Here is a 23,290-nt window from a genome sequence, read left to right on the forward strand (position 1 = left end):
AGGCACATGCTTTTTAAGTGCAATTAAATAACAAAATGGTTATGATAAAACGCAGGTAGGTGATTAAGATGGAAATTGGAATTGTGGGTGCCGGGACGGTCGGTACTGTCTTAGCGCGCACGTTTGCGCGCGGCGATAACCAGGTCAAACTCAGTCGGCACAGTGGGGCCGCTAGTTTAGTGCCCCGGCGTGCGGAGTTTGACGCTAACGTTAGTTTCGTAGAAGTGACCACCGCATTGCAACAACCGTTGGTCATCATTGCGGTACCGTTTGAACGGGCACCGGAAGTGTTAGCGCAGGTTCCGGATTACCAGCAACGGATCGTGGTTGACGTGACGAACCAGTTCACGGCCGACTTTAAAAAGATCAAAACGGCCCCGCTAACGGGGAGCGAAGTGTTGGCTAAGGCCGCCAATAATGCGCGGGTCATCAAGGCGTTTAACACCTTGCCACCGGATTTTATGGACGGACACGTGGACGGCCTTGGCCGGCGGGTCCTCTTTTACGCGGGTGACGACGTTGCGGCTAAGAAGGAATTTGCGGCGCTGGTCCGGCCGTTGAACTTTCGACCAGTCAACCTGGGTAAGCTCCGCCACGGCGGCAGTGTGATGCAGGTCGGGGGTGGCCTGGGGAATACTCACTTTGTGCAAATTGAAGAGTAGGACCGTTGACAGAAATGCCAAAACTAAGTAAACTTTGAGTTAATAAATCAAAAGGAGGGTTGTTTGATGTTGTTCATTGGCTAGGTTGTGACCAATTGCAAAGTGAGTTTGACTCACTAGTTTTTTGGTACCCTAATGCCCGTGAACGTTAAGAGTGGTGAACATCAACCCCCTTTTTAGTTCGGCGACGCAGTGGGAGTAACTGCGTCTTTTTTTGACCTCGTAAGTGGGCTGGGGTACTGGTTCTTACGAAAGGATAAATAATTGATAATTGATTTAAAAACTTACGGCTTAACCCCTGATTTTGAACGGGCAGCGGCGGGAAAACCGCACGCTAAATTAGGCCGGGTCGTCAACCAACAACGCAATTTGTACCGGGTGCTGACCGCGACGGGGGAACTGAAGGCCCAACTGAGCGGTAAGTTCCGGCACGTTGCCACCACGCAAACGGAATTTCCAACGGTCGGCGACTGGGTGTTACTGACCGCCCTAACGAGTGATCGGGCCCAGATTCAGCAAGTGCTGCCCCGTCGCAGTGTACTCGCCCGCGGAAGTGTTCATCAGGCTGGACAGGGCCAGTTGATTGCGGCTAACTTAGACACGGTTTTTATTTGTACGTCGTTAAATGAAGAATTTAACGTCCGGCGATTAGAACGGTATTTGACCCTGGCTTGGGAGAGTCGTGCGACACCGGTGATCGTGTTAACTAAAATGGATCTTTGCCGGGACTTAGCAACTAAAATGGCGGCACTTGAAACGGTGAGTGTCGGCGTAGAGACCATTATTTGTTCGGTGAAGGAGCCCGCAAGTCTGGCTCCCTTACATCAATACACCACTCCGGGACGGACCGTTGCGTTTATTGGGTCTTCGGGGGTCGGCAAATCGACTTTGATCAACGCTTTACTGGGCCGCACGGAACTTGTGACGCGGACCATTCGTGCCGACGATGATAAGGGTCGGCACACGACCACGGCCCGGCAACTCTTACAGTTACCCACCGGGGGGCTGGTCATTGATACACCGGGTATGCGGGAATTACAACTCTACGCTGGCAATTTGGACCAGACGTTTGGGGACGTCGCACAACTCGCAACGCGTTGTCGGTTTAACGATTGTTCCCACCAAACGGAACCGGGGTGTGCCGTGCGGGCCGCCGTGGAGCGGGGAGAACTGGATCCTCAGCGGGTTGTGAGCTACCAAAAATTACAGCGAGAAATGAGTTATCAGGATTTAAACGCTCGCCAGTTGGAGCAAGCAAAAATCGAGCGGATGTTTGGCGGTAAGCGCGCGATGCAGCAAGTCGTCCGGCGCGCTAAAAAGCGCCGGTAAGTTCAATGAGCGCGGAACCCATTAATTTTTAGCCCTCATTTCGGCACCGTTGTCACGGAAATAAAAGGCCCGTAAATTACTCAGGTGACTTTGAGCAATTTACGGGCCTTAAAAGGTTCACGCTTGTTTTAAAATTCAACCAAATGCCACTTCTTAAAGACGCTGCCCCGGCTTAACCTGAGCGGGTCGCCCGCTTTACCAGTTCAACAAGCAGTGCTGTAACTGGCTAAAATCAGTAACGGTTACCGTGGGGCGAACATTGCGAGCGACTTGGTGGTGTGGGTTGAACCAAATGCTGGCTAACCCGGCGTTGGCTGCACCGGTGATGTCTGAAGCGAGGCTGTCGCCGACCATTACCGCGTTATCCGGGGTTAGGTCCGGATAGCGGGTAGTCATTGCGTCAAAAAATCGACGGTCCGGTTTTGCAACGCCAACGGCTTCGGAAATGAAGACGTGGTCAAAGTACGGCGCCAATCCCGCGCCCCGGATCCGATTTAACTGGGTATCCTGAACACCGTTTGTGCCTATGAGTAACGTTAGCTGGGCTGTTTTTAACGTCGTGAGTAGCGATTGAACCCCGGGCAATGTCTGGTATCCTTGCCCGAGCAACGCGTTGTATTCCCGTTGGACGGTTGGACCGTCAACCACGATACCCAGTTTTCCCAGAACGATTTGAAACCGTTGATTGAGTAGCTGCTCACGGTCACCACCGTGTTCGATCTGAGCCCAAACCTGGTGATTGTGCGCTAAGTAGCACCGTTTAGCGACTGTTAAATCGGGCACGTGGTAACGGGTCAGAATCGTCTTTAAACTGCTTTGTTCCGCTGCTTGAAAGTCTAGTAAGGTGTCGTCCAAATCAAAAATAACGTACTTTAACACTTGTACCACCGCTTTCATGTTAATAGGGTCATCATACAGTAAATTCGGTGAGTGTGGTATGCTTAAACTATCAACTATTAAAGGAAGTTTAAATAAACAATGGAAATCGATAACGATCCGGCGTACCAACAAATGATTAACGGCGAACTCTACATGGAGTCCCCAATTTTACAGCAACGGCGGCGCGCGGTGCGTACCAAAATCATGCAGTATAATCAGATTGCGGACAGTACCGAGCGGAATACCAAGATGAAAAGTTTACTGCGTTCGGTCGGCGACCGGTTCTTCGTGGAACCAACCTTTGAGTTTAGTTACGGGGTCAACATTACCATCGGCGATCACTTCTATGCTAATCACGGGGTGACGATCTGTGATGAGGGGTTAGTTAAGATTGGTAACGATTGTAAGTTTGGCCCTAAAGTGGGCTTGTACACTCCGCAACACCCGTTAGATCCGGCAGTCCGGCGAACGGAAGCTGAACGGACGGCGCCAATCACGATTGGTAACGACGTCTGGATCGGTGGCAGTGCTATTATTTTGCCCGGCGTGACGCTGGGGAATAACGTCATCGTTGGTGCTGGCGCAGTTGTGACGCACTCCTTCCCCGATAACGTCATCGTGGTTGGTAATCCGGCCCGGGTCTTAAAAGAAAATAAGCCGGCAGACTAATTGACAAGCATCCTTGAAACGGTGAAAATAAAGTTAGGGTTGATCTAATTTTTCCACACTAGGAGGAATCAGTATGTCAGACATGAGTCCTAAGGAATTTAAACATATTTTAGTGGGGGTCGACGATTCCGCTGACGCCCAACTGGCCTTTCGTTACGCAATTAATCGGGCCAAAACGGACGGTGCGAAGTTGACCATCGTTTCAATTTTGGAACAGCACAGTATGAACGTTTATGAAGCCATGAGTAAGGATTTTATTCACGGGCAGCGTAAAGATTTGGAAGACCACGTGTTACAGTACCAGAAGCTGGCCCAAGAGTTCGGGGTTAAAGACGTTAGCGTTGTCGTTGACGAAGGTGATCCCGGTGAAACGATCGTGAAAGATATTATCCCGGCCGTTAAACCCGATCTATTAGTTATCGGTTCGGTGTCGAAGCAGGGCGTTCGGAAATACTTTGGTTCGCAGGCGGCGTACATGGCGAAAAACGCGCCGGTTTCCGTTTTAGTGATCCGTTAATCAAATTCATTGAAATAAAAGTGCGAGTGGTCCTGAAGTGGCCGCTCGTTTTTGTTAAAATAGAACAATAATCTGAAAACTGAACGGAGACCGTGTCACCATGAAATCAATTAACTTACACCTAGTCGTTGCGGGCGCAACGTATTTTAATCAATTGGACCGTTTTCAGGGATGGAGCGGGACCCCGCTAACCCCAGCCGGACAGCAAGCCAGTCTAAAAGTGGGGCACCAGCTAGGACAACTACCCTTAACAACTGCTTTTGCTAGTGATACTAGTCGCAGCGTGCAAACCGGCCGGGCCGTCTTGACAGCCGCGACCCAGGAAAACGTCGAGTTGCAAGCCCTTAGCGACTTGCGCGCCCCGTTTTTCGGTGGCTTTGAAGGCTTAGAACGGGCCGCCGTGTGGTCGGGATTTGCAACTAAGCTGGGGTATGGGAGTTTAGCGACGTTTGCCGCCGACCAAACGCCCAGTGAATTACAGACGTTATTGCACGACCACGACAGTGCCGGTTTAGCTGAAAGCGGCGCGGAATTTTGGCAACGCTACGTACGGGGATTGCAAACCGTTTTTACAGCTACGCCGGATCACGGTCACGCCCTCGTCATTGTGGATAGTTCCAGTATGCGGGCCTTACTGTACCGGGCAACGGGTGAACAGCCCCACCAAGCGGACTTGGCGGCCAGTGCCGTGGCCACCCTGACTTACGATGGGGATAACTTGCAACCGCTGAGTGAAGCGTAAAAGTTATCCACAGTGCATAAATCGCGCGAATAGGGTGTTTTCCACAGATGAGCGCTTGCGGTCAGCTTAAAAGTGCGCTAATGTGTGATTGAGTTGAAATTAATTTAAATTTAGGAGTTTTTTAATATGCAAGTAAACGTAGTAACGAGCGTCGTTGCGGGGCAGGAAACGGTTAAGACCGCCGACGTTCAAGCTTTTATGGATGCTTTAAGGGAACAAGCGGGTAAGGACTTTACCTTTACGTTGGATACGGATTACGGCCAGAGTTTGACGGATCACGCGGCCGACGTTTACTTGGTCTACTTTGGTTCCCAAGCTAACTTATCCCCAGAACAACGGTCACAAATGATTATTTTTTACTCGGATGAAGATGTGCATAACTTAGATACCCACCGCTTTGTGGATATGTTGCAACAACTGAACAAGGAAAAATAGGGTCAACCGTGAGGGAAGTGCGAACATGCAATTGTTGATTTTAGGCTTAGTTGCCATCGGACTCATTGTATTGGAAGAATTCGTCTTTTCAGCCAGTCGCTATTTTTGGGTGGGTGGCATCGTCCCGGTCTTATGGACGGTCTTTTTGGCGTACCTCGTCGTCGTTAACGCCGCTACCCTGAACGTCCGGGATTACGCGCTGGCCATCATTGCCGTTATTATTCCCTACGTTTGTTGGGGAAACGGGTTTCAGCGTGGTCAGAATCGCCGGCAAACGCGATGATTAAACGAGTTTTGGCGGCCGACCTACCCCGGGATTTATTGTTGGCTGCTGATCCGGATTGGCAGGTTGTTCGTCAATATTTAAATACCGGTGAGTGTTACGCGGCGTGGCAGCAAGGACGGCTGGTTGGTTTAATGGTACTGACACGGTTAAACGACCGGGCGCGGGAAGTTAAAAACATTGCGGTCGTCCCTAATTATCAGCACCGCGGCGTGGCGCGCCGGTTGTTGACAATGGCGATTCAACGTTGCCGCGCGGATCGTAAGTGTGAAGAGCTGTGGATTGGAACCGGCAATTCCTCGCTACGGCAGTTGGCCATTTACCAACGGGCCGGTTTTGAAATGCGGACGGTTTGGGTCAATTATTTTGTGGATAACTATGCGGAGCCAATCTTTGAAAACGGCTTGCGGTGCAAAAGTATGGTACGACTGTGCATAACAACGAAGTAGGGAGTGAACGCCAGTGTGGCGAGCAGGTAATTTAATCAGTAGTTGGTTTTACGGCGCAATTGCCGTTTTTATGATCATGTTTTTTACGGCGCGCCAAGAGGTCAATCGGATCGTGTTGCAATTTAATCCGCTGGTGATTTACAGCATTATCTGTGCCCTGATTCTTTTTCCAATCGTTAAGTACCGCTGGCCCAAAGTCTTTCGCGTTTGGCGGAAGGCTGCAAAGGAACCGACGACGACCCGACCAGACGATGATCAGGTGATTCAGGATTCCGGACACCCGTGGTCGGTCGCGGCTAAACGGACGAAGCCCAAGCCAGTACCAACCGCGTTGACGCCGCAAGTCGAGGCTAAAAGTGACTTTATGGACGGCTTCATTAACTTTTTTAAAAATATTTTGATGACGTTAATTTTAGTTCCCCTGAGTCCGTTTATTTGTGGCTTCTTCTGGGTCCGTGATCGGCGAGCGGGTGGTCAGCATTAAGTCTCAGCGCCGAGTTAGTCGGTGGTTGGTCCCGGTAATGATTGTATTAGTCATTGGCGGCATGGCCCTGGTTGGGCATAACCAGTGGGCCCAGTTTACGGTTTTACTAGTAGGCCTGATCTTGGTCGACCAAAGTCGTCCCGGGCGGGCACTTAATCACCTAGTTGTCCACTTATTAACTAAAACAAAATAAGTTATCCCCTGTGGATAAAAAACAAAGAACATAACTTACTCAGTTTATTTTGAGTGAGTTATGTTCTTTGTTTTAGGACGTTTTTTAGGTCGGTGTTAACTTATTCACTGAAGTTATTCACATACTGCTTACGGTTTTGCCACGGCCAGGCCTTAACGACGCCGATGACTTTACTTTCGGGGACGAACCCCCAAGCCCGGCCGTCGTTAGAAACGCTGCGGTGATCGCCCATGACAAAGTAACAGCCCTTAGGGACCCGGTTGTTCGTAACTTTGACCTGCCAGTCAGGTTGGTTGTGACTGAGACTAGTTAGGGTCCAGCCGGTGAACTGACTGTGCTGGTTGGCCATGAAACTCCCGGTAGTTTGTTGATAAGTATTTTTTAAATAGGACTGCTTAACGTGGTGGTTGTTAACGATCAGCGTGCCGTTCTTAGTATAGCGGACGGTATCACCCGCAACGGCCACGACTCGTTTGACGTACACGCCGTTTGGATCCTTTTCTTGGGCGTCGACGCCGTACGAATGAAAAACGATCACACTACCCCGTTTGACCGAAACCGGTTTAAAGGCGACGACCCGTTCATTATTTTGTAAGTTGGGTTGCATGGAACCGCCATCGACTTTTACTAGTGTGAACCAGAATTGCCGAATCAGTAGGGCGACGGTCAAACCAATGACGATTGGAATGATCCAACTAAGGACGGTCCTTAATTTTGTTGACATGATTTCCCCCTCCAATGTGGATAACTACAGTATAACAAAACCGCGGACCCGAAACGGCCCGCGGTTTAAATAACTTGTGCTTATGGTTGGAAATTGTTGATGTACTGCTTGCGGTTCTGCCACGGCCAAGCCTTAACGACCCCAATCATCTTGTTCTTAGGGACGAGGCCCCAGTAACGGCTATCATTGGAGACGCTCCGGTGGTCCCCCATGACGAAGTAGTAGCCCTTAGGCACCTTGTTGGTAGTCACACTCTTTTTCCACCCCTGGTCGTGACTAAGGCTGACCAGGTTCCAACCGGTGACCTTACTATGACTGTTTGCCATGAACGAGCCGGTGGTTTGTTGGTAATTGTTCTTGAGGTAGCTTTGTTTGACTAGTTTATTGTTGACGTATAACTGACCGTTACTGGTGTAACGAACGGAATCCCCGGGCATTCCGATGACCCGCTTAACGTAAACCGCGTTTTTGGCGGTCTGATCGGGATCAAGCCCGTACGCGTCGAACACGACGACCGATCCCGCCTTAATTTTACTCGTTTTAAAGGCGACGACCCGCTCGTTATTTTGTAAGTTTGGTTGCATTGAGGTTCCGTCAACTTTAACCATCGTGAACCAGAATTGCCGGATGAGCAGGGCCAGAATTAAACCGATGGCGATTGGTAGCACCCAGCTCATGATATTTTTAAATGTTTTCACGTTGTTAACTCCCTTAAATGTGTGTGTATAGTCTTTATTATATACGATGGGTGCCGTTTAGCGAGCTAAAAAAGCTTAAAAGTTCTTGTGGGGTTAAAAATGGGGCCGGTTGCTTTCAAAAATGACCGCGGTTCCCGTTGTAATCGGGCGGGATTTTTGGTTAACTAGGGCGGTAAGTTATTTTGGGAGGTAAAGTTAAGATGAAATCACAAAAAGAACGGATGTTAGCGGGCGAATTGTACGTGGCCCACGATGCAGAATTAGGCCGTGAAAATCAGCGGGCCCGGCGGTTGACCCGGTTGTTTAACCAGACGACCGAGGAACAACCGGAAGAACGCCAACGACTTTTGAAGGCAATGTTTAACCAGTTCGGCACCGGTGGTTACGTTGAACCGCCGTTTCATACCGATTACGGGACTAATACGACGATTGGAAAAAACTTTTACGCTAATTACGACGCTATTTTCGTGGACTGTGGACCGATTACGATTGGAGATAACGTCTTTATGGGGCCGCGGGTCGGCTTGTACACCGCCGGGCACCCAATTGACGCGGCCATTCGCGCCGAACAGTTGGAATATGGGAAGGGCATTACAATCGGTAACGACGTCTGGATGGGCGGTAACGTGGTCGTTAATCCCGGTGTGACGATTGGAAATAACGTTGTAATCGGGTCCGGTTCAGTCGTGACCCATGATATTCCGGATAACGTGGTGGCGGTTGGCAATCCTTGTCGGGTTCTACGGGAAATTAACCAGCGCGATCACGATTACTGGGCGCAACAAAGGACGGCTTACTACGCTGACCGCAACGAGTGAAGCTCATAATAATTGTGTGAATCGGATACCAACGGGACTTGAGCGTTAGGGCTTGGGCTTGCCGTTGGTATTTTTAGTTTTAAAGTTAAAGGGTTGGTCGTGCTTTTCCTTCTTTTCAATGCGACGGAAAAACAGGGTATTTAAGTAGTAGGTGAATGCAATCATAAAAACAATTAGTAATAAAACGGTGGCAACGGCTTCGGTGACCATTTAAGTTCCCCCTCGTGTAAAGTGACGTTAACTCATTTTATGACGGGACTAGCCGGGGTGCAAGTTTTACTGGTCAACCGGCGTAAACCTAACCATCTAGATTAAAAATAGGGTATCATTAAGTGTAAGCGAATACATACAAGGAGGAACCGGCATGGCCTACATTGAAGTGGTAAAAGAAACCCGCACGTTTAAAAATGGTGAACAAACGACGGTCGCAAACGCCGAGATTTCGTTTGAAGTGGCTCGTGGTAGCGTTGTGACGATCTTGGGCCCTAGCGGCGCGGGTAAATCTACGCTGCTGAACATTTTAGGGGGAATGGATAGTCCGACGAGTGGGCAGATTCTGATTGACGGCACCGACATTGCCCAGTTTTCGCCCCGGCAACTCACAACGTATCGCCGGCAGGACGTTGGCTTCGTTTTTCAGTTTTACAACCTCGTGCCTAACCTGACTGCCCGGGAAAACGTGGAATTAGCCTCACAAATTACTAAGGATGCGCGCGACGTTGACGAAACCTTACAGTTAGTTGGGCTAACCAAGCGGGCGGCTAACTTTCCCGCCCAGTTATCGGGTGGTGAGCAGCAACGGGTTGCGATTGCGCGTGCGGTGGCGAAACAACCGAAACTACTCCTCTGCGACGAACCGACCGGGGCTTTGGATTATCAAACGGGTAAACAGGTCTTACAAGTGATTCAGGACGCTGCCCGGCGGACTCAGACGACGGTGATCATCGTCACCCATAACAGTGCAATTGCCCAGATGGGAGACCAGGTGATCCGCATTAACGACGCCCGGGTACAGTCGGTCGAATACAACGCCAACCCAACGCCGCTCGCTGACATTGAATGGTAGGTGGGAGTTATGACAACTGCGTATTTAAAAACCATTTTTAGGGAAATTTGGGCGTCCAAGGCCCGCTTTGCGTCAATTCTACTAATTATCTTTTTAGGAGTGGCCTTTTATACGGGAATTCGAGCGACGGGACCGGACATGTCCCGGGCCGCTAGTGATTACTTTAAGCAACAGAAGCTCGCCACCAATAGTGTTCAGTCGACCATGGGACTGACTAGAAGCGATACCCGGGTGCTGGCGACCCACCGCGACCAAATTAGTTATCAAGCGGTGAAGTATTTGGACGTTAACCAGTTAAATAATAACCGGGTGGTACGGGTGAGTGAGCTTCCCCGGCAGCAAACGGTCAACCAGTTAAAGCTAGTTTCCGGGCGGCTCCCCCGGACAGCTAATGAAATTGTGCTGGATCGTCAGGCTCAGAAGCTGCAGCCCAGTTTAAAAGTGGAATCAACTTACCGGATCGTGAGCACCAAGGCGTTGAATAATAAACTAACTCACCGAACGTTTAAAGTCGTTGGTTTCGTTAACTCCCCGACCTACGTGGAAAACGTCAGTCGCGGGGTGACTAACGTCGGGAAGGGCACCTTGGACTACGTCGTGTACGTTCAGCCCAAAAACCTCAAGCAAAGTGTGTACAGTCGCATTGACATTCGGTTTAAAAATTTGGCCGGGGTCACGCCGTATTCCGCTAAGTATAAACGGCTTAACCGCCAGAATACCCGTACGCTCAAACGCTGGCTAAAGCCCCAGGCACAAAAGCGACAAGCGCATTTACGGGCGGTTGCGACTAGCAACGTCGCGCCGTTACAAAAAACGGTGACCAGTTTACAAAACCAGTTACCGGCCAACGCACCACAACTGGTCACCTTAAAGGCGAAGTTACGGGATGCCCAGGCCCAGATTGCAGCCATTAAAGCCCCGACCTACCTGTACAGTGACCGCGATGATAACCCGGGTTATACTGAATATCACGAAAATACCCAACGGGTGGTCGCGTTATCGACCGTATTTCCGTTATTTTTCATCGCGATTGCCGCGTTGATCTGTTTAACGACCATGACCCGGATGGTGGAAGAATTAAGGTTACAAATGGGAACCTTAAAAGCGCTGGGTTACGGTAATACGGCCATTGGGAGTGAATTTTTGATCTACGGGGGCTTAGCCGCGCTGATTGGGACCGTTTTGGGCGTGGCCTTTGGGGTCAACTTTTTCCCGCGTTTCATCGCCCAAGCTTACGGGAGCATGTATAACCTACCCGCAATCCACGTTCAGTACCTGTGGAATGACATTTGGGTGGCACTCGCGATTGCATTACTTTGTACGTTGGGCACGGCGCTCGTGGTTTTGCGGGTCGACCTGCGGAGTAACCCGACCCAACTGCTCCAGCCCAGGGCCCCTAAAGCTGGTCAAACCCTCTGGTTGGAACGGTGGCACGGACTGTGGCGCCGGCTGAGTTTTAACCACAAAATTACCCTACGTAACCTGTTTCGGTATAAGCAGCGGCTACTGATGACCGTATTGGGAATCGCGGGCTGCATGGCGATGATGATCACCGGTTTTGGACTTAAGGACTCGATCGGCGACATTAGTGTGAAGCAATTCAACCAGCTATGGCACTACGACGCGGTCGTTACCCGTAGTGGTAATGAAACCAGTGCGCAACGGCACACGATTAGCGATGCTAGTTTGTACCGGGCCGATTTAAAATTATTATCTAAGCAGGTCACGATTCAAAAAAGCGGCGTTGCGGAACAGACCGCAACGTTGGGCGTTCCGGCCCAACCAAGCCAGCTGAAGCGCTTCGTGGTGTTGCGGAACCGACAAAGTCACCACGCCTATGCGTTACAGTCAACCGGTGCGATCATCGACGAGAAATTGGCCAAGTTATACGGCGTGCACGTTGGGGATACGCTAACCATCAAGTTAGCCGGCCAAGCGGCTAAGCGGGTCACCGTGAGTGCCATCGCTGAAAACTACGTGAACCACTTCGTTTATTTGAGCCCGCGCGCGTACCGGCACGCCTTTGGGCAAGCACCGGTCTACAATGCGAACCTAGTGCAGTTCAACCGTGGTGGTGAAAAGGCGGCTAACGCCTACGCGGACCAACTTTTGAAGCGGGCCGGTATCTTAAACGTCACGCTGATGAGTACTGAAAAGAAGACCAACTTTAAGATGCTCGACAGTATGAATCTGGTGGTCTTGATCTTTGTCGTCTCGGCCGGTGCTTTGGCGTTAGTGGTGTTGTACAACCTAACGAATATCAACGCATCGGAACGGATTCGGGAATTATCGACCATCAAGGTACTGGGATTTTATGACGGTGAAGTCACGATGTATATTTTCCGAGAAAACTTAATTTTGACCGGACTTGGGATCGTAGTGGGCTGTTTCCTAGGAAATTGGTTACACGCTTATATTTTACAGACCGCGGAAACGAATGCATTGATGTTTTCACCGGATATTCACCCGCTTAGTTACGTTTATTCGGCGCTACTGACGGTGGCCTTTAGCTTAATCGTGATGGGCTTGATGCACCGCAAGTTGAAGCGGGTTAACATGTTGGACGCCTTAAAATCGGTGGATTAAATGAATTAACTTGAACGCACTCCTAAAAAGTGCTGTAATTTAGTTAGAACTATTAAATTGATGATATCAGTTTATATTGAATGGTAATGGGGATGACAAGATGGATGAAACGGTTCAAGCATTAGTAGACGTTGTTAAAATGAACACGGTCAATGACCACGAAGAATTGGTGGCGCAGTATTTAACGCAGTTATTTAAGGCGCACGGCATTGAATCAAAACTGGTGACGTACGCACCGGGGCGCGTCAGCTTAGTGGCTGAAATTGGTGACGGTAATGGTCCGCTGATTGGCTTTGACGGGCACGAAGATACCGTGGCTTTAGGTGATGCTAGTAAGTGGACGGACGACGCGTTAGCCGCGAACATTCAGGACGGGCGGCTGTACGGCCGCGGGGCGACTGACATGAAGTCCGGTTTAATGGCCGGGGCGTTCGCGTTGATTAATTTACATGACCAGCACGTGCCGTTACACGGGACGTTGCGGTTCATGGCGACCGTGGGTGAAGAAAATGGTCACCTGGGTGCTGAACAGCTGGTTAAAATGGGTTACGCCGACAATATGCAGCGTGTGATCGTGGGCGAACCGAGTGGTGCTGACAAACGCTTACTCGGTCAAAAACAGATCCAGGCCATGTTAGGCATCGATGGGACGACCGCTGAAAAAATGGCGGTAGCGAACCCGACTGGTGAACAACACTTCATTGAATTGGCCCATAAAGGGTCGTTGACCTTTACGATCCACTCACAGGGGGTCGCGGCGCACAGCTCGATGCCTCAACTGGGAAAAAACGCCATTGATGCGTTGATGACTTACTATCAGAAGCAAAACGAGTACTTTAAGCAGCACGAAACGGCCGTTAACCCGGTCTTAGGCCCAACGGTGACGGTGGTTACCCTAATCAAGGGTGGTGAACAAATCAACACCGTACCGGCTAGCGCTGAAATGGGCGTGAAGATCCGGACGATTCCGGAACTGCGTAATGACCGAATTATTGCGGACCTGCAAGCCATTATTGACGAGTGCAACGCCAATGGCGCACAGTTATCCATGGACATCTCCAGTAGTTTTTACCCGGTTCATACGCCGGAAGATACCGAACTAGTTCAGTTAGCTAAACAAGTTGGTGAATCCGTACTGGAACAGCGTTTGCCATACTTTGGTGCTCCGGGTGGGACCGACGCTTCTTCCTACATTGTGAAAAACGACAAGATGCAAATTATCGTTTTTGGTCCCGGTAACATCACCGCCCACCAAGTGAACGAATACGTTGATTTAGACATGTACCGACGGTTTATTAAACTTTACGAACAATTGATCACTAAGTTATTAGCCTAAAAGAGTGGGCCAAAAGGTATTTAGTTTGTGAGCATTAGCGTGAACAAACTGATCCTGGCCGTACGTTACGGCAAAATTAAAAGCATAAATTACTCAATTTATTTTGAGTGATTTATGCTTTTTTGAGTCTGTTCAACTATTTTGATGTTACTCGCGGTGCCCAAAACGTTGCAAATAAGTCGCAAAGTCTTCGTGGTCCTGGGTGACACCGGCTTCCTTTTCTTCGTACCAGTTGATCTTGTCGTTTAAAATCTGCAGGTGGTGTTGGACTTCGTTGAATTGAACTAAAAAATCGGCTTTGACTTTTTTAAGAAGTTCCAACCGTTGGGGAATGGTAGAATCCCCCGCTGCCCGCCACTCAACGTACTGTTTTAACTCGCTAATGCTCATGCCGGTCCCTTTTAAATGGAGTAAAAATTTGACCCAGTTAACGTCGGTTTCTTCGTAATAACGGCGACCGTTGGCCAAGCGGTGGGGTTCAATCAAACCTTCGTTTTCGTAATAGCGTAACGTTGGCGCGGTTAAACCGACCGCCTGTGCAAAGGCGCCAATGGAATACCGGGGTGTCGTCGCAGTTGCCATGTTAAGACCTCATTTCTTAAAGTTACTTTAGCATCGATGATACCACGAAAACTTATTTTAACAAGTTTAAACTTTACTGTTGACTTAAAGTGGACTTTAAGTTGTAAGCTAAGTTCATTGATAAGTTAATGAGCTAATTCAAAGGAGATTTTTAATTATGACAAACGAAGCCAAGAGCGGTGTATTTGGTTTAGGTGCTAAGAACGAAGCGTACGCGAAATATTTTATTGGGAACAGTTATTTGCAACACTTGGCGGGCGATGACGGTGTGGACGTCAACGTGTCCAACGTAACCTTTGAGCCCGGCTGTCGTAATAATTGGCATATCCACCATAATGGTTATCAAATTTTACTCGTTACTAGTGGTGAAGGTTGGTACCAAGAAGCGGGCAAGCCGGCACGGTTGTTACACGCCGGTGACGCGGTCACCATTCACGAAGGTGTCAAGCACTGGCACGGTGCTACTAAGGATAGTTGGTTTAGCCACGTTGCCATTACGAAGGGCACGAGTGAATGGCTGGAACCGGTCGACGATGCAGCGTACGCACAGCTAGGTTAAGGAGGAAATAACTAATGGTTAAAAAACAAACGGCGGGTCGCGATAACCTGGGTAAGTTAGCCCCTAAGTTCGCGGAATTAAACGATGACGTCTTATTCGGTGAAGTCTGGTCACGGGAAGAACAGTTAAACCCGCGCGATCGCAGTATGATCACGATTGCCAGTTTGATGACGAGTGGGAGTTTCCCGCAATTAAAGGCCCATTTTAAAATGGGGAAAGACCACGGAATTACCAAGACAGAAGCGGTCGAAATCGTGACCCACTTGGCCTTTTACGCCGGCTGGCCTAAAGCGTGGTCCGCAATGGCGTTAATCAAAGAAGTTTACGGTGAATAGGAGGAAATTTTATGACGGTCAAAAATAAAGTTATTGTTATCACGGGAGCGTCTTCCGGAATCGGTGAAGCCAGTGCGAAACTGTTAGCCCAAAACGGCGCGAAGGTCGTTTTAGGGGCGCGGCGTGAAAACCGGTTGCAAGCGATTGTCAAGGACATTGAAGCGGCCGGTGGACGGGCAGCCTACGCCGTGACCGACGTGACTAAACCCGCTGAAGTCAAACACTTAGTACAAGTAGCACAGGACCAGTTTGGCGGTCTTGACGTAATCTTTAATAACGCTGGGATCATGCCAACGTCGCCCATCAGCGCGCTGCACACCGACGAATGGGACCAAATGATTGATATTAACATCAAAGGGGTGCTTAACGGCGTTGCTGCGGTCATGCCCATTTTCACCGCCCAAAAACGGGGCCAAATCATTACGACCTCGTCCGTTGCCGGTATTAAAAGCTTTACCGGTGCCGGGGTCTACGGAGCAACCAAATTTGCCGTTCGCAACCTAATGGAAGTTATTCGGATGGAAAGTGCGCAAGAGGGGACCAATATTCGGACCGTCAGCCTGTACCCGGCGGCTATCAACACCGAATTGTTACACACCATCACTGACAAAACGTCCAAAGAAAACATGGATGCATTTTACAAACAGGTCGGTATCGCTCCGAGTGCGGTCGCTAACGTCGTCAACTTCGCGGTCGACCAACCCGAAGACGTTAACGTCAACGAATTTACGATCTACCCAACCAAGCAGGCTTAACGGGTACAGTTTACAATGGGCCTTGTCGATATTGGCTGGTGACCCGGCGCCCTCCGAAAAAGCCTGAAATGATAGCTGTGGGCACGCTTTTGAGCTAATTCAAAACCCGAATTATCTCAAAAGGCGACCTTGTTGTAAGCTCACCAAAAACGTGAGCCAACAACAATTTCACAGCTATATTTCAGAAATTCTCCGGGCGCCTAGCATGGATGTCCTCAAGTTGTACCGGCACTGATTAGTTAAAATGGTTAGAACTGGCCGTTGCCACTAAATAGTTGCAGAATTTAGGATGTTAAAAATGGTGTCCCCTTCAAAATCATGTAGATTTTGAAGGGGACACCATTTATTTATTAAGCCCTTACTAAGCGTTAGCCTGGATGGCATTAAAAGCGACATGATTGGCAACGAGTAGTTAAAGCCAATTAAAATAGTCGTTACCGCCCGCCAACGACCAATCTAAGCCGGGAGGGAGAGCGTGGACATCCCCAGCGGTGAAATTTCACTTAGTCACTGTTTTTTAGTGACTTACGTGAAAGGCCAAGGTTTGAGACCTGTTTTGGGGGCTCAAACTTGTGCCCACCGCGTTCCGGGATGAGCCACGCCGACCGGACGGCTGAAAAGTTAAATCAAAATTTGAATTGAGAAGCACCGGCCACCACCAAGTTGGTCAAACCATAAAATTGGCGAGTAGTGGTGCGAATTTTTAAAGTTAGTGATGCCGTTTACGCGTTTGTAGCAGATTATTTTAAACTTAATCCCCGTTTCAGATTGCCCCAGAAACCGAGTTCGTCGGTTTGGAGCATTAGGCCGCCATAGATGCGACCGATATAGGCCATGCTGCCGATAATCGTGGCGAGCAGGATGACCATTGAAATACCGGCTTGCAGGCCGGACGCACTGTTATTGATCAGGCGTAACGGCATGAGGTATGACGAGAAGAACGGGACGTACGAGAAAATTTTAACGAACGTGTTGGTCGGGTTGCCTTGAAAGGCGAGGGCGACCGCAAACGTGATCAGGTTTAAGTAAACGACCGGTTGGGAAGCTTTGCCGGCGTCTTCTACTCGGGTCACTAACGCACCACAAAAAGCGGAAATGACGGTGTAAAGCAGGACGGCCAACAATGCAAACAGCAGGTTGATCGATAACAAGTTGTGCAGGATCTGGTTGATAACACCGGCGTTTTGTTGCCAAAAGTCGGCCGTAACGCGGCTTTTTTGTGCCACTTGAACTAGGATCACCCCGCCCAGTAGGTAGATCAGCAACTGGGTCACGATAACGAGTAACACACCGTAAACTTTGCCGTTGAAGTATTTGCGGGGAGTCGTACTCGAAAAGATGACTTCCATGATCTTAGTCCCTTTTTCGGCGGCAATCTCCTGAGCCGTAATGGACGAGTAGGTCGTTAGGATCAGGTAAACGAAGAACACGATAATGTAAAAGGAGATTCGTTTGGCCAGTTTGTCGGTCGCGGTCTTTTTTTGTAACCGTTGTTTAAACTGGGGCTGAACGGCTAGTGCTCGGGTTTGTTGCTTAGATAACTTTGCCTGACTGAGGTTGAGCGCGGTTTGGGTCGTGGACAAAAAACGTTGAATTTTTGCCTGGTCCCCGCTGCTAACGGCGTCGGGGCCGTGGAAAGTCGCCGTTAACTGGTTGTTTTTCACGGTCAGTGTTAAGTAACCATTGATATCACTACGTTTAGTGGCACGCTGAGCGCTACTTGTCGTGGCGTACTTATCGGTCGTGGCAATGCCGCTGCTATCCAGAAAGTTGGCGCGCAGCGCGGTATTTTTGCTGACGACCGCAATGTCATTTTTACTCTGGTTGGGGGTCGCGAGGTACGAAATACCAAAGGAAAGCCCCACGAAGAGGAACGGCATCAGTACTAGCGTTAAAAAGCTCCAAGACTTAACTTGGCGCAAGTAGGTTTCTAAAGTTACGATCCACGTTTTATTCACGTTGGCCACCTCCCGCTTCGGTCCGGAAAATTTCGTCGAGGGTGGGGGGCTGCTGACTGAACTCGGGAACGTACTGGCCAGCTGTGACCTTGTCAAAGATGGCGGGGCCAACACTGGCGTCCGCCAATTGGAGGCGGTAACGGTGCGGCCCAATGGTTTTAACGCTCGTAACTCCGGTAAGTTCACTGAGTTGGTTACTGGTCCAATCGGTGGTTAGAAATAGGCGGGTTCGACCGAATTGCTGACGAACGTCGTCGATGGTTCCTTTTAAGACGGTCTGCCCGTTACGCAGCATCACCAGTGAATCGCAAATTTCTTCGACGTTACTCATGTCGTGACTGGAAAAAATAATGGTTGCGCCGCGCTGTTTGGCGTCTAAAATGGCCTGTTTCAACAAGTCGGCGTTGACCGGGTCGAGCCCGCTAAACGGCTCGTCTAAGATGATCAGTTGCGGGTCGTGGATCAACGTGCAGATCAACTGGACTTTTTGCTGGTTCCCCTTGGAGAGCTTGTTAATACGGTCAGTTGGTTGCCCCTTGACTGCAAAGCGGGCCATCCAATCCTTGATCTTGGGTTTCGTTACGTTGGCGGACTGGTTTTTAAGCCGGGCCAAATAAACGATTTGTTGCGTGATGGTCAGCTTGGACATGAGACTACGTTCTTCGGGTAAGTAACCAATTTGATCGTAGTCGGCGGCGGTTAGCGGCTGGCCGTTCCAGGTAATCTGACCGTCAAACGTTAGGAAGTTTAAGATACTATGAAACGTGGTTGATTTTCCAGCCCCGTTTTGACCGATTAAACCCATGATCTCCCCGTCATGGACGTCAAACGAAACCGCGTTTAACGCTTTAACCGTGCCAAAGGTTTTGCTAATGTTTGCTACCGATAGCATGGTGTTGCCCCCAATCTATATAATACGTTCATCATGGCATAAGTCCGTATGTCAGGCAAGCTTCCTTTTAATGAAAGTGGTTTTCAAGTGCTAACAGGGCGGTTTTCATGGCCAACCCGCCGCGGTAGCCCCCGAGTGTACCGTCCTTACGCAGAACCCGGTGGCAGGGAACGACGATCAATAGGGGATTTTTTCCAACGGCAGTGGCAACGGCGCGGGTTGCCGTGGGCCGGTTAATGGCAGTTGCTAATTGTGAATAAGTGGTCGTGTGGCCGTACGGAATGGTCTGCAAGGCGTGCCAAACTTGTCGTTGCAAAGTGGTTCCGTTGGTTTGATCGAGTGGTAAGTCAAAGGCTTGCCGGGCGCCCGTTAAGTAGGCGGTCAACGCTTGCCGGGCAGTCTGGTTAGCATGGGTGTCTACGACGGCACTTGCGGCGGGATAGAAGCGGGACCATTCGTCTTGGGGACCGTTGGCGCTACCGACAAAGGCCAGTCCGCGTTCGGTACTGCCTAGCCAGTAAGTCTGATGAGCAATGGTAGTTTTCGTTAAAGTTAATTGCATGGTGGTGTCCCCCGTTTGGTTGAATTTACCGTCAGTATAGCAGATATTAGTTGGACTAAAGTTACATTATCTTGCTTTTTAATCTGATTCATACCTGTTAAACGGAGAAAAAGGGTATACTGCCCGTATGGAGGTGGGAAGATGATACCAACGACGGTGGAATGGCACGCCATTGCGACCAATGATCCGCGAGCGGACGGGCAATTTTACTATGGCGTGATGAGTACGGGAATCTTTTGTCGTCCCAGTTGTAAGTCACGGCTGCCATTACGGCAAAACGTTCAAATTTTTAAAACGACTACGGCGGCGGTACGGGCGGGGCTGCGTCCGTGTAAACGTTGCCGACCAACGGGACAGCTAGTTAGCCCGGCAACCTGGGTCACGGAAATTAAAACGATTATCAAACACCACTACGCGGAACCGCTAACGTTAAACGACTTAGCCTGGTTGGCACACGGGGCCCCGTACTATTTGCACCACGTATTTCAGCGTGAGACCGGCCAAACACCACTGGCTTATGTGCAACGGGTTCGGTTTCAACACGCCCAAAGACTGCTACGGACGACCGCGCTTCCCATTCAGACGGTGGCGCAGCGTTGTGGGTTCACTTCCGCAAGTTACTTTAGTACCCAGTTTAAAGTGGTCACGGGAATGACCCCGCGCCAGTTTCGCCAAACGGTTAATTAGTTAGGGTTCTTTTAAAAACGTCTTGGTACGGTTTTATTTCGGCATCACGCTATACTTGGGAACGTTTAGATTTAGGCACAGTTTAAACAAACGTATCCCGTGATGGGGGAAAGAGGAACCGTGATGTATCAAGATTTAAAGGGTAAAACGGCCGTTGTCACTGGTAGTTCCAAGGGGATCGGCTACGCCATTGCCGTCCGGTTTGGCCAGGAAAAGATGAACGTTGTGATCAATTATCACAGTGATCCGGAGGGGGCGACGCAGGCCGCTGCCGACGTGATCAAGGCGGGTGGTCAGGCCGTGGCCGTCCACGCCGATATTAGTACCGAGACTGGTAATCAGGCGTTGTTACAATCGGCGTTAGACCACTTTGGCGATTTGGACGTGTGGGTCAATAATGCCGGTATGGAAACTAAGAAGCCGACCCACGAGATGAGTCTGGCCGAGTGGAACCGGGTCGTTTCAATTGATGAAACTGGGGTCTTTTTGGGGACCCGGACGGCGTTAGCTTATTTTAAGCAGCGGGGTAAGGCGGGAAATATCATAAACATGTCGTCCGTCCATGAACGTATTCCGTGGCCAACGTTTGCGAGTTACGCGGCGGCTAAGGGGGGCGTCAAACTCTTTACCGAGACCGTTGCGATGGAGTACGCGCCCGATAACATTCGGGTCAACGCGATTGGCCCCGGGGCCATCAACACGCCGATCAACGCGAAGAAGTTTGCCGACCCCCAACAGTACGATGCCACGGTTAAAATGATTCCGATGGCCCGTATCGGTAAACCGGAGGAGGTCGCAGCCGCAGCGGCGTGGCTCGCGTCCACTGAATCCAGTTACGTTTCGGGAATTACCCTGTTTGTTGACGGTGGGATGACGTTGTACCCAGCCTTTAAGGATGGACGGGGGTAGTTGCCCGTTTAGCTGAAGTCGCCCAAGCACGACTTCATTTTTTTATTCTATTGGTAGTCGTTTAAACGGAGGGTCTTATGGGGATACTATTAGCATTAATACCGGCGTTAGGCTGGGGGGTGCAGCCCCTGATTGCCCGTAAAATTGGGGGGCGCCCCACGAATCAGATCTTTGGGACCGGCCTGGGTGCGCTGTTGATTGGCTTAGTCGTGTTAATGGGTGCGGGAACCGTCACGGACCGGGATTTTGCCATTAGTTTTTTGGCGGGACTCCTGTGGTCGATCGGGCAGGTAGGTCAATTTGTGGCGTTTACTAAGATTGGGGTCACCCGAACGATGCCGGTTTCGACCGGACTACAAGTTGTGGGGACGTCACTCATCGGGGTGTTGATCTTTGGTGAATGGCCGGGCACCGCGGCTAAGCTGATTGGACTTTTAGCCATCATCTTAGTAGTCGTTGGCGTGACCTTGACGACCGTAACGGATCAGGCGACGGGGGGCTCGTCGTTAAAAAGTGGGCTGTTAATTCTTGTCCCAACCACGGTGGGCTATTTGGCGTACAGTGCGTTGCCAAAAGCACTCCCCGCGAACGGGTTGCAGCTTTTTTTCCCCGAGATGTTGGGCATCTTTGTCGGTGCGTTGCTCTATAACCTATGCACAACGCAGGGGCGGAGTTTATCAGAAAAGACGAGTTGGCAAAACGTCTTGATTGGTCTGATTTTCGGGGTCTCATCGCTGGCGTACATTTTTGCGGCTAAACTAAGTGGGATTGCCACGGTCTTTGTGATCACCCAGCTAAACGTGGTAGTTTCAACGGTGGGGGCGCTGGTCATTCTCCACGAAGCCAAAACGAACCGGGAGTTGAAAGCCACCTTAACCGGACTAGGCTTGATTGTCATCGGGAGTGTTTTGACCGCGACGTTATAAAAAAGGATTCCGTAACGGAATCCTTTTTTAAACGCGTATTTATGAATTAAGGACGCTTTAATACCAACCGTTGGCTTCCCAGAAGGTTTGCGCTGCGGACCATGAACCGTAACGGTTGAGGACGTAGGTATTAGCGACAGCGTCCTGGTTAGCCGCGGAGTAATCACCGTTTAGCAGTGACTTGGTCAACTGGTACTTACCATAGTACTGACCGTTGGACGCGGTGTATGAACCACCGGATTCACGCGCGACGATCCAGGCCTTCGCGGCAGCCTCGGACGTGCTCGTGGTGCTAGTGGTAGTCGTTGTCGTGCTTGTCGTTGCCGCACTCGCTGGTGCCTGGCTGGCAGCACTGGTTACGGAACTGGCACTGGCTTGACTAGTCGTACTTTGACTGGCAGCACTGGTTACGGAACTGGCACTGGCTTGACTAGTGGTACTTTGACTGGCGGCACTGGTTACGGAACTAGCACTAGCCTGGCTGGTGGTACTTTGACTGGCGGCACTGGTTACGGAACTAGCACTGGCCTGACTAGCCGTACTTTGACTGGCAGCGCTGGTGACGGAACTAGCACTAGCTTGGCTAGTGGTACTTTGACTAGTTGTGCTGGTCGTTGAACTGGCGCTGGTTTGGCGCGTAACGCTTTGGCTAGTTACCCGGCGAGCCTTAGTCGACTGCGTGGTACTTTGACTAGCCGTACTTGAAACGGCACTAGTCGTTGCCTGGCTAGTAACACTAGCAGCGGCACGCGTCCGTGTTTGACTGGTGGTGCTTTGACTAGTTGGGACACTGGCACTGGTTGCGGAGGATTGGTCACTCTGGACGTTGGCGGGAGCGGTCGCCACGGCCCCCATTGGTACGGTAGTGTGCGTGCGGGTGACTTTGACGACCCGGTGACTGTTGACCTGCAGTTTGTCACCAACGTAAATTAAATTAACGTTTTTTAAGTGGTTGACGCGTTGAATGGCCTTGACCGTTGAGCGGTGTGTTGCGGCAATTTCACTAACCGTATCGCCGGCTTTAACGGTCACCGTATCCGCCTTGGCTGCGGTTGCGCCGAGGGCGATCGCGCCAGTTGCGGCTAATGATGATAATAGGATGTTTTTTACTTTCATGCGTTCGTTCACTCCCATAATTAAATGTGATTCACCCTAAATTTTAACATTTGGTTACGAATTAGTTAAGCGGTAACAAAAATTATTATATTGAATGTTGATGGCAACCACGCACTGAACAAAATGAAACGGGTTGATG

The 23,290-nt window shown here is 50.2% G+C and carries 29 protein-coding genes; 20 read left to right on the top strand and 9 right to left on the bottom strand.

All coding sequences use genetic code 11. From position 1 onward, the window contains the following. Positions 1–68: 68 nt before the first annotated feature. Both D1831_RS02845 and rsgA read left to right on the top strand, forming a co-directional pair. Positions 69–662 carry an NADPH-dependent F420 reductase gene (locus D1831_RS02845; protein WP_125071413.1) on the top strand — a complete coding sequence of 198 codons (594 nt, stop codon included), beginning with the start codon at positions 69–71 and terminating at the stop codon, positions 660–662. 264 nt (positions 663–926) lie between these two features. After that, positions 927–1,991 (top strand): ribosome small subunit-dependent GTPase A, encoded by a 1,065-nt coding sequence (gene rsgA, locus D1831_RS02850; protein ID WP_125071414.1) that lies wholly within the window; start codon positions 927–929, stop codon positions 1,989–1,991. Between the two features lie 195 nt (positions 1,992–2,186). On the opposite strand, the gene D1831_RS02855 is transcribed toward rsgA, so the two are convergent. Next, positions 2,187–2,888: a YjjG family noncanonical pyrimidine nucleotidase gene (locus D1831_RS02855; protein WP_125071415.1), complete on the bottom strand. Its 702-nt coding sequence runs from the start codon at positions 2,886–2,888 to the stop codon at positions 2,187–2,189. Between the two features lie 81 nt (positions 2,889–2,969). Here D1831_RS02855 and D1831_RS02860 point away from each other — a divergent pair, with 81 nt between their 5' ends. The 8 genes from D1831_RS02860 (at position 2,970) to D1831_RS14355 (ending at position 6,642) form a co-directional block, all read left to right on the top strand. Beyond that, the gene (locus D1831_RS02860) at positions 2,970–3,539 is read left to right on the top strand and encodes a sugar O-acetyltransferase (protein WP_125071416.1); all 570 of its coding nucleotides are present in this window, start codon (positions 2,970–2,972) and stop codon (positions 3,537–3,539) included. A gap of 73 nt (positions 3,540–3,612) precedes the next feature. Continuing rightward, complete coding sequence (locus tag D1831_RS02865) at positions 3,613–4,056, top strand: universal stress protein (RefSeq protein WP_125071417.1); 444 nt, start codon at positions 3,613–3,615, stop codon at positions 4,054–4,056. A 100-nt stretch (positions 4,057–4,156) separates the two neighbouring features. Then, entirely contained in the window at positions 4,157–4,798 is a 642-nt protein-coding gene (locus D1831_RS02870) for a histidine phosphatase family protein (RefSeq protein ID WP_125071418.1), read from the top strand. A 126-nt stretch (positions 4,799–4,924) separates the two neighbouring features. After that, a complete protein-coding gene (locus tag D1831_RS02875; RefSeq protein WP_125071419.1) occupies positions 4,925–5,233 on the top strand; it encodes a hypothetical protein in 309 nt (102 codons plus the stop codon). Between the two features lie 25 nt (positions 5,234–5,258). Then, positions 5,259–5,516, top strand: a complete 258-nt coding sequence (locus D1831_RS02880; RefSeq protein WP_125071420.1) for a hypothetical protein — start codon at positions 5,259–5,261, stop codon at positions 5,514–5,516. After that, positions 5,513–5,965, top strand: a complete 453-nt coding sequence (locus D1831_RS02885) for a GNAT family N-acetyltransferase (protein WP_125071421.1) — start codon at positions 5,513–5,515, stop codon at positions 5,963–5,965. Before D1831_RS02880 ends, D1831_RS02885 begins: the two co-directional genes overlap by 4 nt. Before the next feature lie 13 nt (positions 5,966–5,978). Next, positions 5,979–6,449 (top strand): hypothetical protein, encoded by a 471-nt coding sequence (locus tag D1831_RS02890; protein ID WP_125071422.1) that lies wholly within the window; start codon positions 5,979–5,981, stop codon positions 6,447–6,449. Between the two features lie 37 nt (positions 6,450–6,486). Beyond that, on the top strand, positions 6,487–6,642 hold the full coding sequence (locus tag D1831_RS14355) for a hypothetical protein (protein ID WP_158610633.1): 156 nt from the start codon (positions 6,487–6,489) through the stop codon (positions 6,640–6,642). Between the two features lie 100 nt (positions 6,643–6,742). Here D1831_RS14355 and lepB (D1831_RS02895) read toward each other — a convergent pair whose 3' ends face one another. After that, the gene (lepB, locus tag D1831_RS02895; protein WP_125071423.1) at positions 6,743–7,366 is read right to left on the bottom strand and encodes a signal peptidase I; all 624 of its coding nucleotides are present in this window, start codon (positions 7,364–7,366) and stop codon (positions 6,743–6,745) included. 80 nt (positions 7,367–7,446) lie between these two features. After that, the gene (gene lepB, locus D1831_RS02900; RefSeq protein ID WP_125071424.1) at positions 7,447–8,064 is read right to left on the bottom strand and encodes a signal peptidase I; all 618 of its coding nucleotides are present in this window, start codon (positions 8,062–8,064) and stop codon (positions 7,447–7,449) included. A 200-nt stretch (positions 8,065–8,264) separates the two neighbouring features. Between lepB (D1831_RS02900) and D1831_RS02905 the strand changes: the two genes are divergently transcribed. Continuing rightward, the gene (locus tag D1831_RS02905) at positions 8,265–8,882 is read left to right on the top strand and encodes a sugar O-acetyltransferase (protein ID WP_125071425.1); all 618 of its coding nucleotides are present in this window, start codon (positions 8,265–8,267) and stop codon (positions 8,880–8,882) included. 45 nt (positions 8,883–8,927) lie between these two features. Here D1831_RS02905 and D1831_RS14525 read toward each other — a convergent pair whose 3' ends face one another. After that, the gene (locus tag D1831_RS14525; RefSeq protein WP_179950283.1) at positions 8,928–9,092 is read right to left on the bottom strand and encodes a hypothetical protein; all 165 of its coding nucleotides are present in this window, start codon (positions 9,090–9,092) and stop codon (positions 8,928–8,930) included. 154 nt (positions 9,093–9,246) lie between these two features. Between D1831_RS14525 and D1831_RS02910 the strand changes: the two genes are divergently transcribed. The 3 genes from D1831_RS02910 to D1831_RS02920 all read left to right on the top strand — a co-directional run bounded on the left by D1831_RS02910 (position 9,247) and on the right by D1831_RS02920 (position 13,870). After that, positions 9,247–9,948 carry an ABC transporter ATP-binding protein gene (locus D1831_RS02910; protein ID WP_125071426.1) on the top strand — a complete coding sequence of 234 codons (702 nt, stop codon included), beginning with the start codon at positions 9,247–9,249 and terminating at the stop codon, positions 9,946–9,948. 9 nt (positions 9,949–9,957) lie between these two features. Then, positions 9,958–12,534, top strand: a complete 2,577-nt coding sequence (locus tag D1831_RS02915) for an ABC transporter permease (RefSeq protein WP_125071427.1) — start codon at positions 9,958–9,960, stop codon at positions 12,532–12,534. Positions 12,535–12,634: 100 nt separating this feature from the next. Further along, a complete protein-coding gene (locus D1831_RS02920) occupies positions 12,635–13,870 on the top strand; it encodes an ArgE/DapE family deacylase (protein WP_125071428.1) in 1,236 nt (411 codons plus the stop codon). 147 nt (positions 13,871–14,017) lie between these two features. Here the strand turns inward: D1831_RS02920 and D1831_RS02925 are convergent, their stop codons facing one another. Continuing rightward, positions 14,018–14,452, bottom strand: a complete 435-nt coding sequence (locus tag D1831_RS02925) for a MerR family transcriptional regulator (protein WP_125071429.1) — start codon at positions 14,450–14,452, stop codon at positions 14,018–14,020. A 157-nt stretch (positions 14,453–14,609) separates the two neighbouring features. Between D1831_RS02925 and D1831_RS02930 the strand changes: the two genes are divergently transcribed. Genes D1831_RS02930 through D1831_RS02940 form a run of 3 tightly spaced genes read left to right on the top strand, consistent with a single transcriptional unit; the run spans position 14,610 to position 16,101 of the window. After that, a complete protein-coding gene (locus D1831_RS02930) occupies positions 14,610–15,011 on the top strand; it encodes a cupin domain-containing protein (RefSeq protein WP_125071430.1) in 402 nt (133 codons plus the stop codon). A 14-nt stretch (positions 15,012–15,025) separates the two neighbouring features. Further along, entirely contained in the window at positions 15,026–15,346 is a 321-nt protein-coding gene (locus D1831_RS02935; RefSeq protein WP_125071431.1) for a carboxymuconolactone decarboxylase family protein, read from the top strand. 11 nt (positions 15,347–15,357) lie between these two features. Then, positions 15,358–16,101 (top strand): SDR family oxidoreductase, encoded by a 744-nt coding sequence (locus tag D1831_RS02940; protein WP_125071432.1) that lies wholly within the window; start codon positions 15,358–15,360, stop codon positions 16,099–16,101. Positions 16,102–16,841: 740 nt separating this feature from the next. Here D1831_RS02940 and D1831_RS02945 read toward each other — a convergent pair. The 3 genes from D1831_RS02945 to D1831_RS02955 form a co-directional block, all read right to left on the bottom strand. Continuing rightward, the gene (locus tag D1831_RS02945) at positions 16,842–18,059 is read right to left on the bottom strand and encodes an ABC transporter permease (RefSeq protein ID WP_125071433.1); all 1,218 of its coding nucleotides are present in this window, start codon (positions 18,057–18,059) and stop codon (positions 16,842–16,844) included. Then, positions 18,052–18,951 (bottom strand): ABC transporter ATP-binding protein, encoded by a 900-nt coding sequence (locus D1831_RS02950; protein ID WP_125071434.1) that lies wholly within the window; start codon positions 18,949–18,951, stop codon positions 18,052–18,054. The genes D1831_RS02945 and D1831_RS02950 overlap by 8 nt, the downstream gene beginning before the upstream one ends. Positions 18,952–19,018: 67 nt before the next feature. Then, a complete protein-coding gene (locus D1831_RS02955; protein WP_125071435.1) occupies positions 19,019–19,513 on the bottom strand; it encodes a methylated-DNA--[protein]-cysteine S-methyltransferase in 495 nt (164 codons plus the stop codon). A 141-nt stretch (positions 19,514–19,654) separates the two neighbouring features. Between D1831_RS02955 and D1831_RS02960 the strand changes: the two genes are divergently transcribed. The 3 genes from D1831_RS02960 to D1831_RS02970 all read left to right on the top strand — a co-directional run bounded on the left by D1831_RS02960 (position 19,655) and on the right by D1831_RS02970 (position 22,035). Continuing rightward, a complete protein-coding gene (locus D1831_RS02960) occupies positions 19,655–20,200 on the top strand; it encodes a bifunctional transcriptional activator/DNA repair enzyme AdaA (RefSeq protein ID WP_125071436.1) in 546 nt (181 codons plus the stop codon). A gap of 123 nt (positions 20,201–20,323) precedes the next feature. After that, entirely contained in the window at positions 20,324–21,109 is a 786-nt protein-coding gene (locus tag D1831_RS02965) for a glucose-1-dehydrogenase (RefSeq protein ID WP_125071437.1), read from the top strand. 77 nt (positions 21,110–21,186) lie between these two features. After that, positions 21,187–22,035, top strand: a complete 849-nt coding sequence (locus tag D1831_RS02970) for a GRP family sugar transporter (protein ID WP_125071438.1) — start codon at positions 21,187–21,189, stop codon at positions 22,033–22,035. A gap of 57 nt (positions 22,036–22,092) precedes the next feature. Here D1831_RS02970 and D1831_RS02975 read toward each other — a convergent pair whose 3' ends face one another. After that, on the bottom strand, positions 22,093–23,151 hold the full coding sequence (locus D1831_RS02975) for a LysM peptidoglycan-binding domain-containing protein (RefSeq protein WP_125071439.1): 1,059 nt from the start codon (positions 23,149–23,151) through the stop codon (positions 22,093–22,095). Between the last annotated feature and the right edge of the window lie 139 nt (positions 23,152–23,290).

The sequence above is a fragment of the Lactiplantibacillus garii genome, assembly GCF_003885105.1.
GTDB classification, from domain to species: Bacteria; Bacillota; Bacilli; order Lactobacillales; family Lactobacillaceae; genus Lactiplantibacillus; species Lactiplantibacillus garii.

What these genes read in the sequence shown, in the direction of transcription:
- D1831_RS02845 (WP_125071413.1), top strand. Translation starts at nt 69, where the DNA reads ATGGAAATTGGAATTGTGGGTGCCGGGACGGTCGGTACTGTCTTAGCG.
- D1831_RS02855 (WP_125071415.1), bottom strand. Translation starts at nt 2,888, where the DNA reads ATGAAAGCGGTGGTACAAGTGTTAAAGTACGTTATTTTTGATTTGGAC.
- D1831_RS02860 (WP_125071416.1), top strand. Translation starts at nt 2,970, where the DNA reads ATGGAAATCGATAACGATCCGGCGTACCAACAAATGATTAACGGCGAA.
- D1831_RS02865 (WP_125071417.1), top strand. Translation starts at nt 3,613, where the DNA reads ATGTCAGACATGAGTCCTAAGGAATTTAAACATATTTTAGTGGGGGTC.
- D1831_RS02870 (WP_125071418.1), top strand. Translation starts at nt 4,157, where the DNA reads ATGAAATCAATTAACTTACACCTAGTCGTTGCGGGCGCAACGTATTTT.
- D1831_RS02875 (WP_125071419.1), top strand. Translation starts at nt 4,925, where the DNA reads ATGCAAGTAAACGTAGTAACGAGCGTCGTTGCGGGGCAGGAAACGGTT.
- D1831_RS02880 (WP_125071420.1), top strand. Translation starts at nt 5,259, where the DNA reads ATGCAATTGTTGATTTTAGGCTTAGTTGCCATCGGACTCATTGTATTG.
- D1831_RS02885 (WP_125071421.1), top strand. Translation starts at nt 5,513, where the DNA reads ATGATTAAACGAGTTTTGGCGGCCGACCTACCCCGGGATTTATTGTTG.
- D1831_RS14355 (WP_158610633.1), top strand. Translation starts at nt 6,487, where the DNA reads ATGATTGTATTAGTCATTGGCGGCATGGCCCTGGTTGGGCATAACCAG.
- lepB (WP_125071423.1), bottom strand. Translation starts at nt 7,366, where the DNA reads ATGTCAACAAAATTAAGGACCGTCCTTAGTTGGATCATTCCAATCGTC.
- D1831_RS02905 (WP_125071425.1), top strand. Translation starts at nt 8,265, where the DNA reads ATGAAATCACAAAAAGAACGGATGTTAGCGGGCGAATTGTACGTGGCC.
- D1831_RS14525 (WP_179950283.1), bottom strand. Translation starts at nt 9,092, where the DNA reads ATGGTCACCGAAGCCGTTGCCACCGTTTTATTACTAATTGTTTTTATG.
- D1831_RS02910 (WP_125071426.1), top strand. Translation starts at nt 9,247, where the DNA reads ATGGCCTACATTGAAGTGGTAAAAGAAACCCGCACGTTTAAAAATGGT.
- D1831_RS02915 (WP_125071427.1), top strand. Translation starts at nt 9,958, where the DNA reads ATGACAACTGCGTATTTAAAAACCATTTTTAGGGAAATTTGGGCGTCC.
- D1831_RS02920 (WP_125071428.1), top strand. Translation starts at nt 12,635, where the DNA reads ATGGATGAAACGGTTCAAGCATTAGTAGACGTTGTTAAAATGAACACG.
- D1831_RS02925 (WP_125071429.1), bottom strand. Translation starts at nt 14,452, where the DNA reads ATGGCAACTGCGACGACACCCCGGTATTCCATTGGCGCCTTTGCACAG.
- D1831_RS02930 (WP_125071430.1), top strand. Translation starts at nt 14,610, where the DNA reads ATGACAAACGAAGCCAAGAGCGGTGTATTTGGTTTAGGTGCTAAGAAC.
- D1831_RS02935 (WP_125071431.1), top strand. Translation starts at nt 15,026, where the DNA reads ATGGTTAAAAAACAAACGGCGGGTCGCGATAACCTGGGTAAGTTAGCC.
- D1831_RS02940 (WP_125071432.1), top strand. Translation starts at nt 15,358, where the DNA reads ATGACGGTCAAAAATAAAGTTATTGTTATCACGGGAGCGTCTTCCGGA.
- D1831_RS02950 (WP_125071434.1), bottom strand. Translation starts at nt 18,951, where the DNA reads ATGCTATCGGTAGCAAACATTAGCAAAACCTTTGGCACGGTTAAAGCG.
- D1831_RS02955 (WP_125071435.1), bottom strand. Translation starts at nt 19,513, where the DNA reads ATGCAATTAACTTTAACGAAAACTACCATTGCTCATCAGACTTACTGG.
- D1831_RS02960 (WP_125071436.1), top strand. Translation starts at nt 19,655, where the DNA reads ATGATACCAACGACGGTGGAATGGCACGCCATTGCGACCAATGATCCG.
- D1831_RS02965 (WP_125071437.1), top strand. Translation starts at nt 20,324, where the DNA reads ATGTATCAAGATTTAAAGGGTAAAACGGCCGTTGTCACTGGTAGTTCC.
- D1831_RS02970 (WP_125071438.1), top strand. Translation starts at nt 21,187, where the DNA reads ATGGGGATACTATTAGCATTAATACCGGCGTTAGGCTGGGGGGTGCAG.
- D1831_RS02975 (WP_125071439.1), bottom strand. Translation starts at nt 23,151, where the DNA reads ATGAAAGTAAAAAACATCCTATTATCATCATTAGCCGCAACTGGCGCG.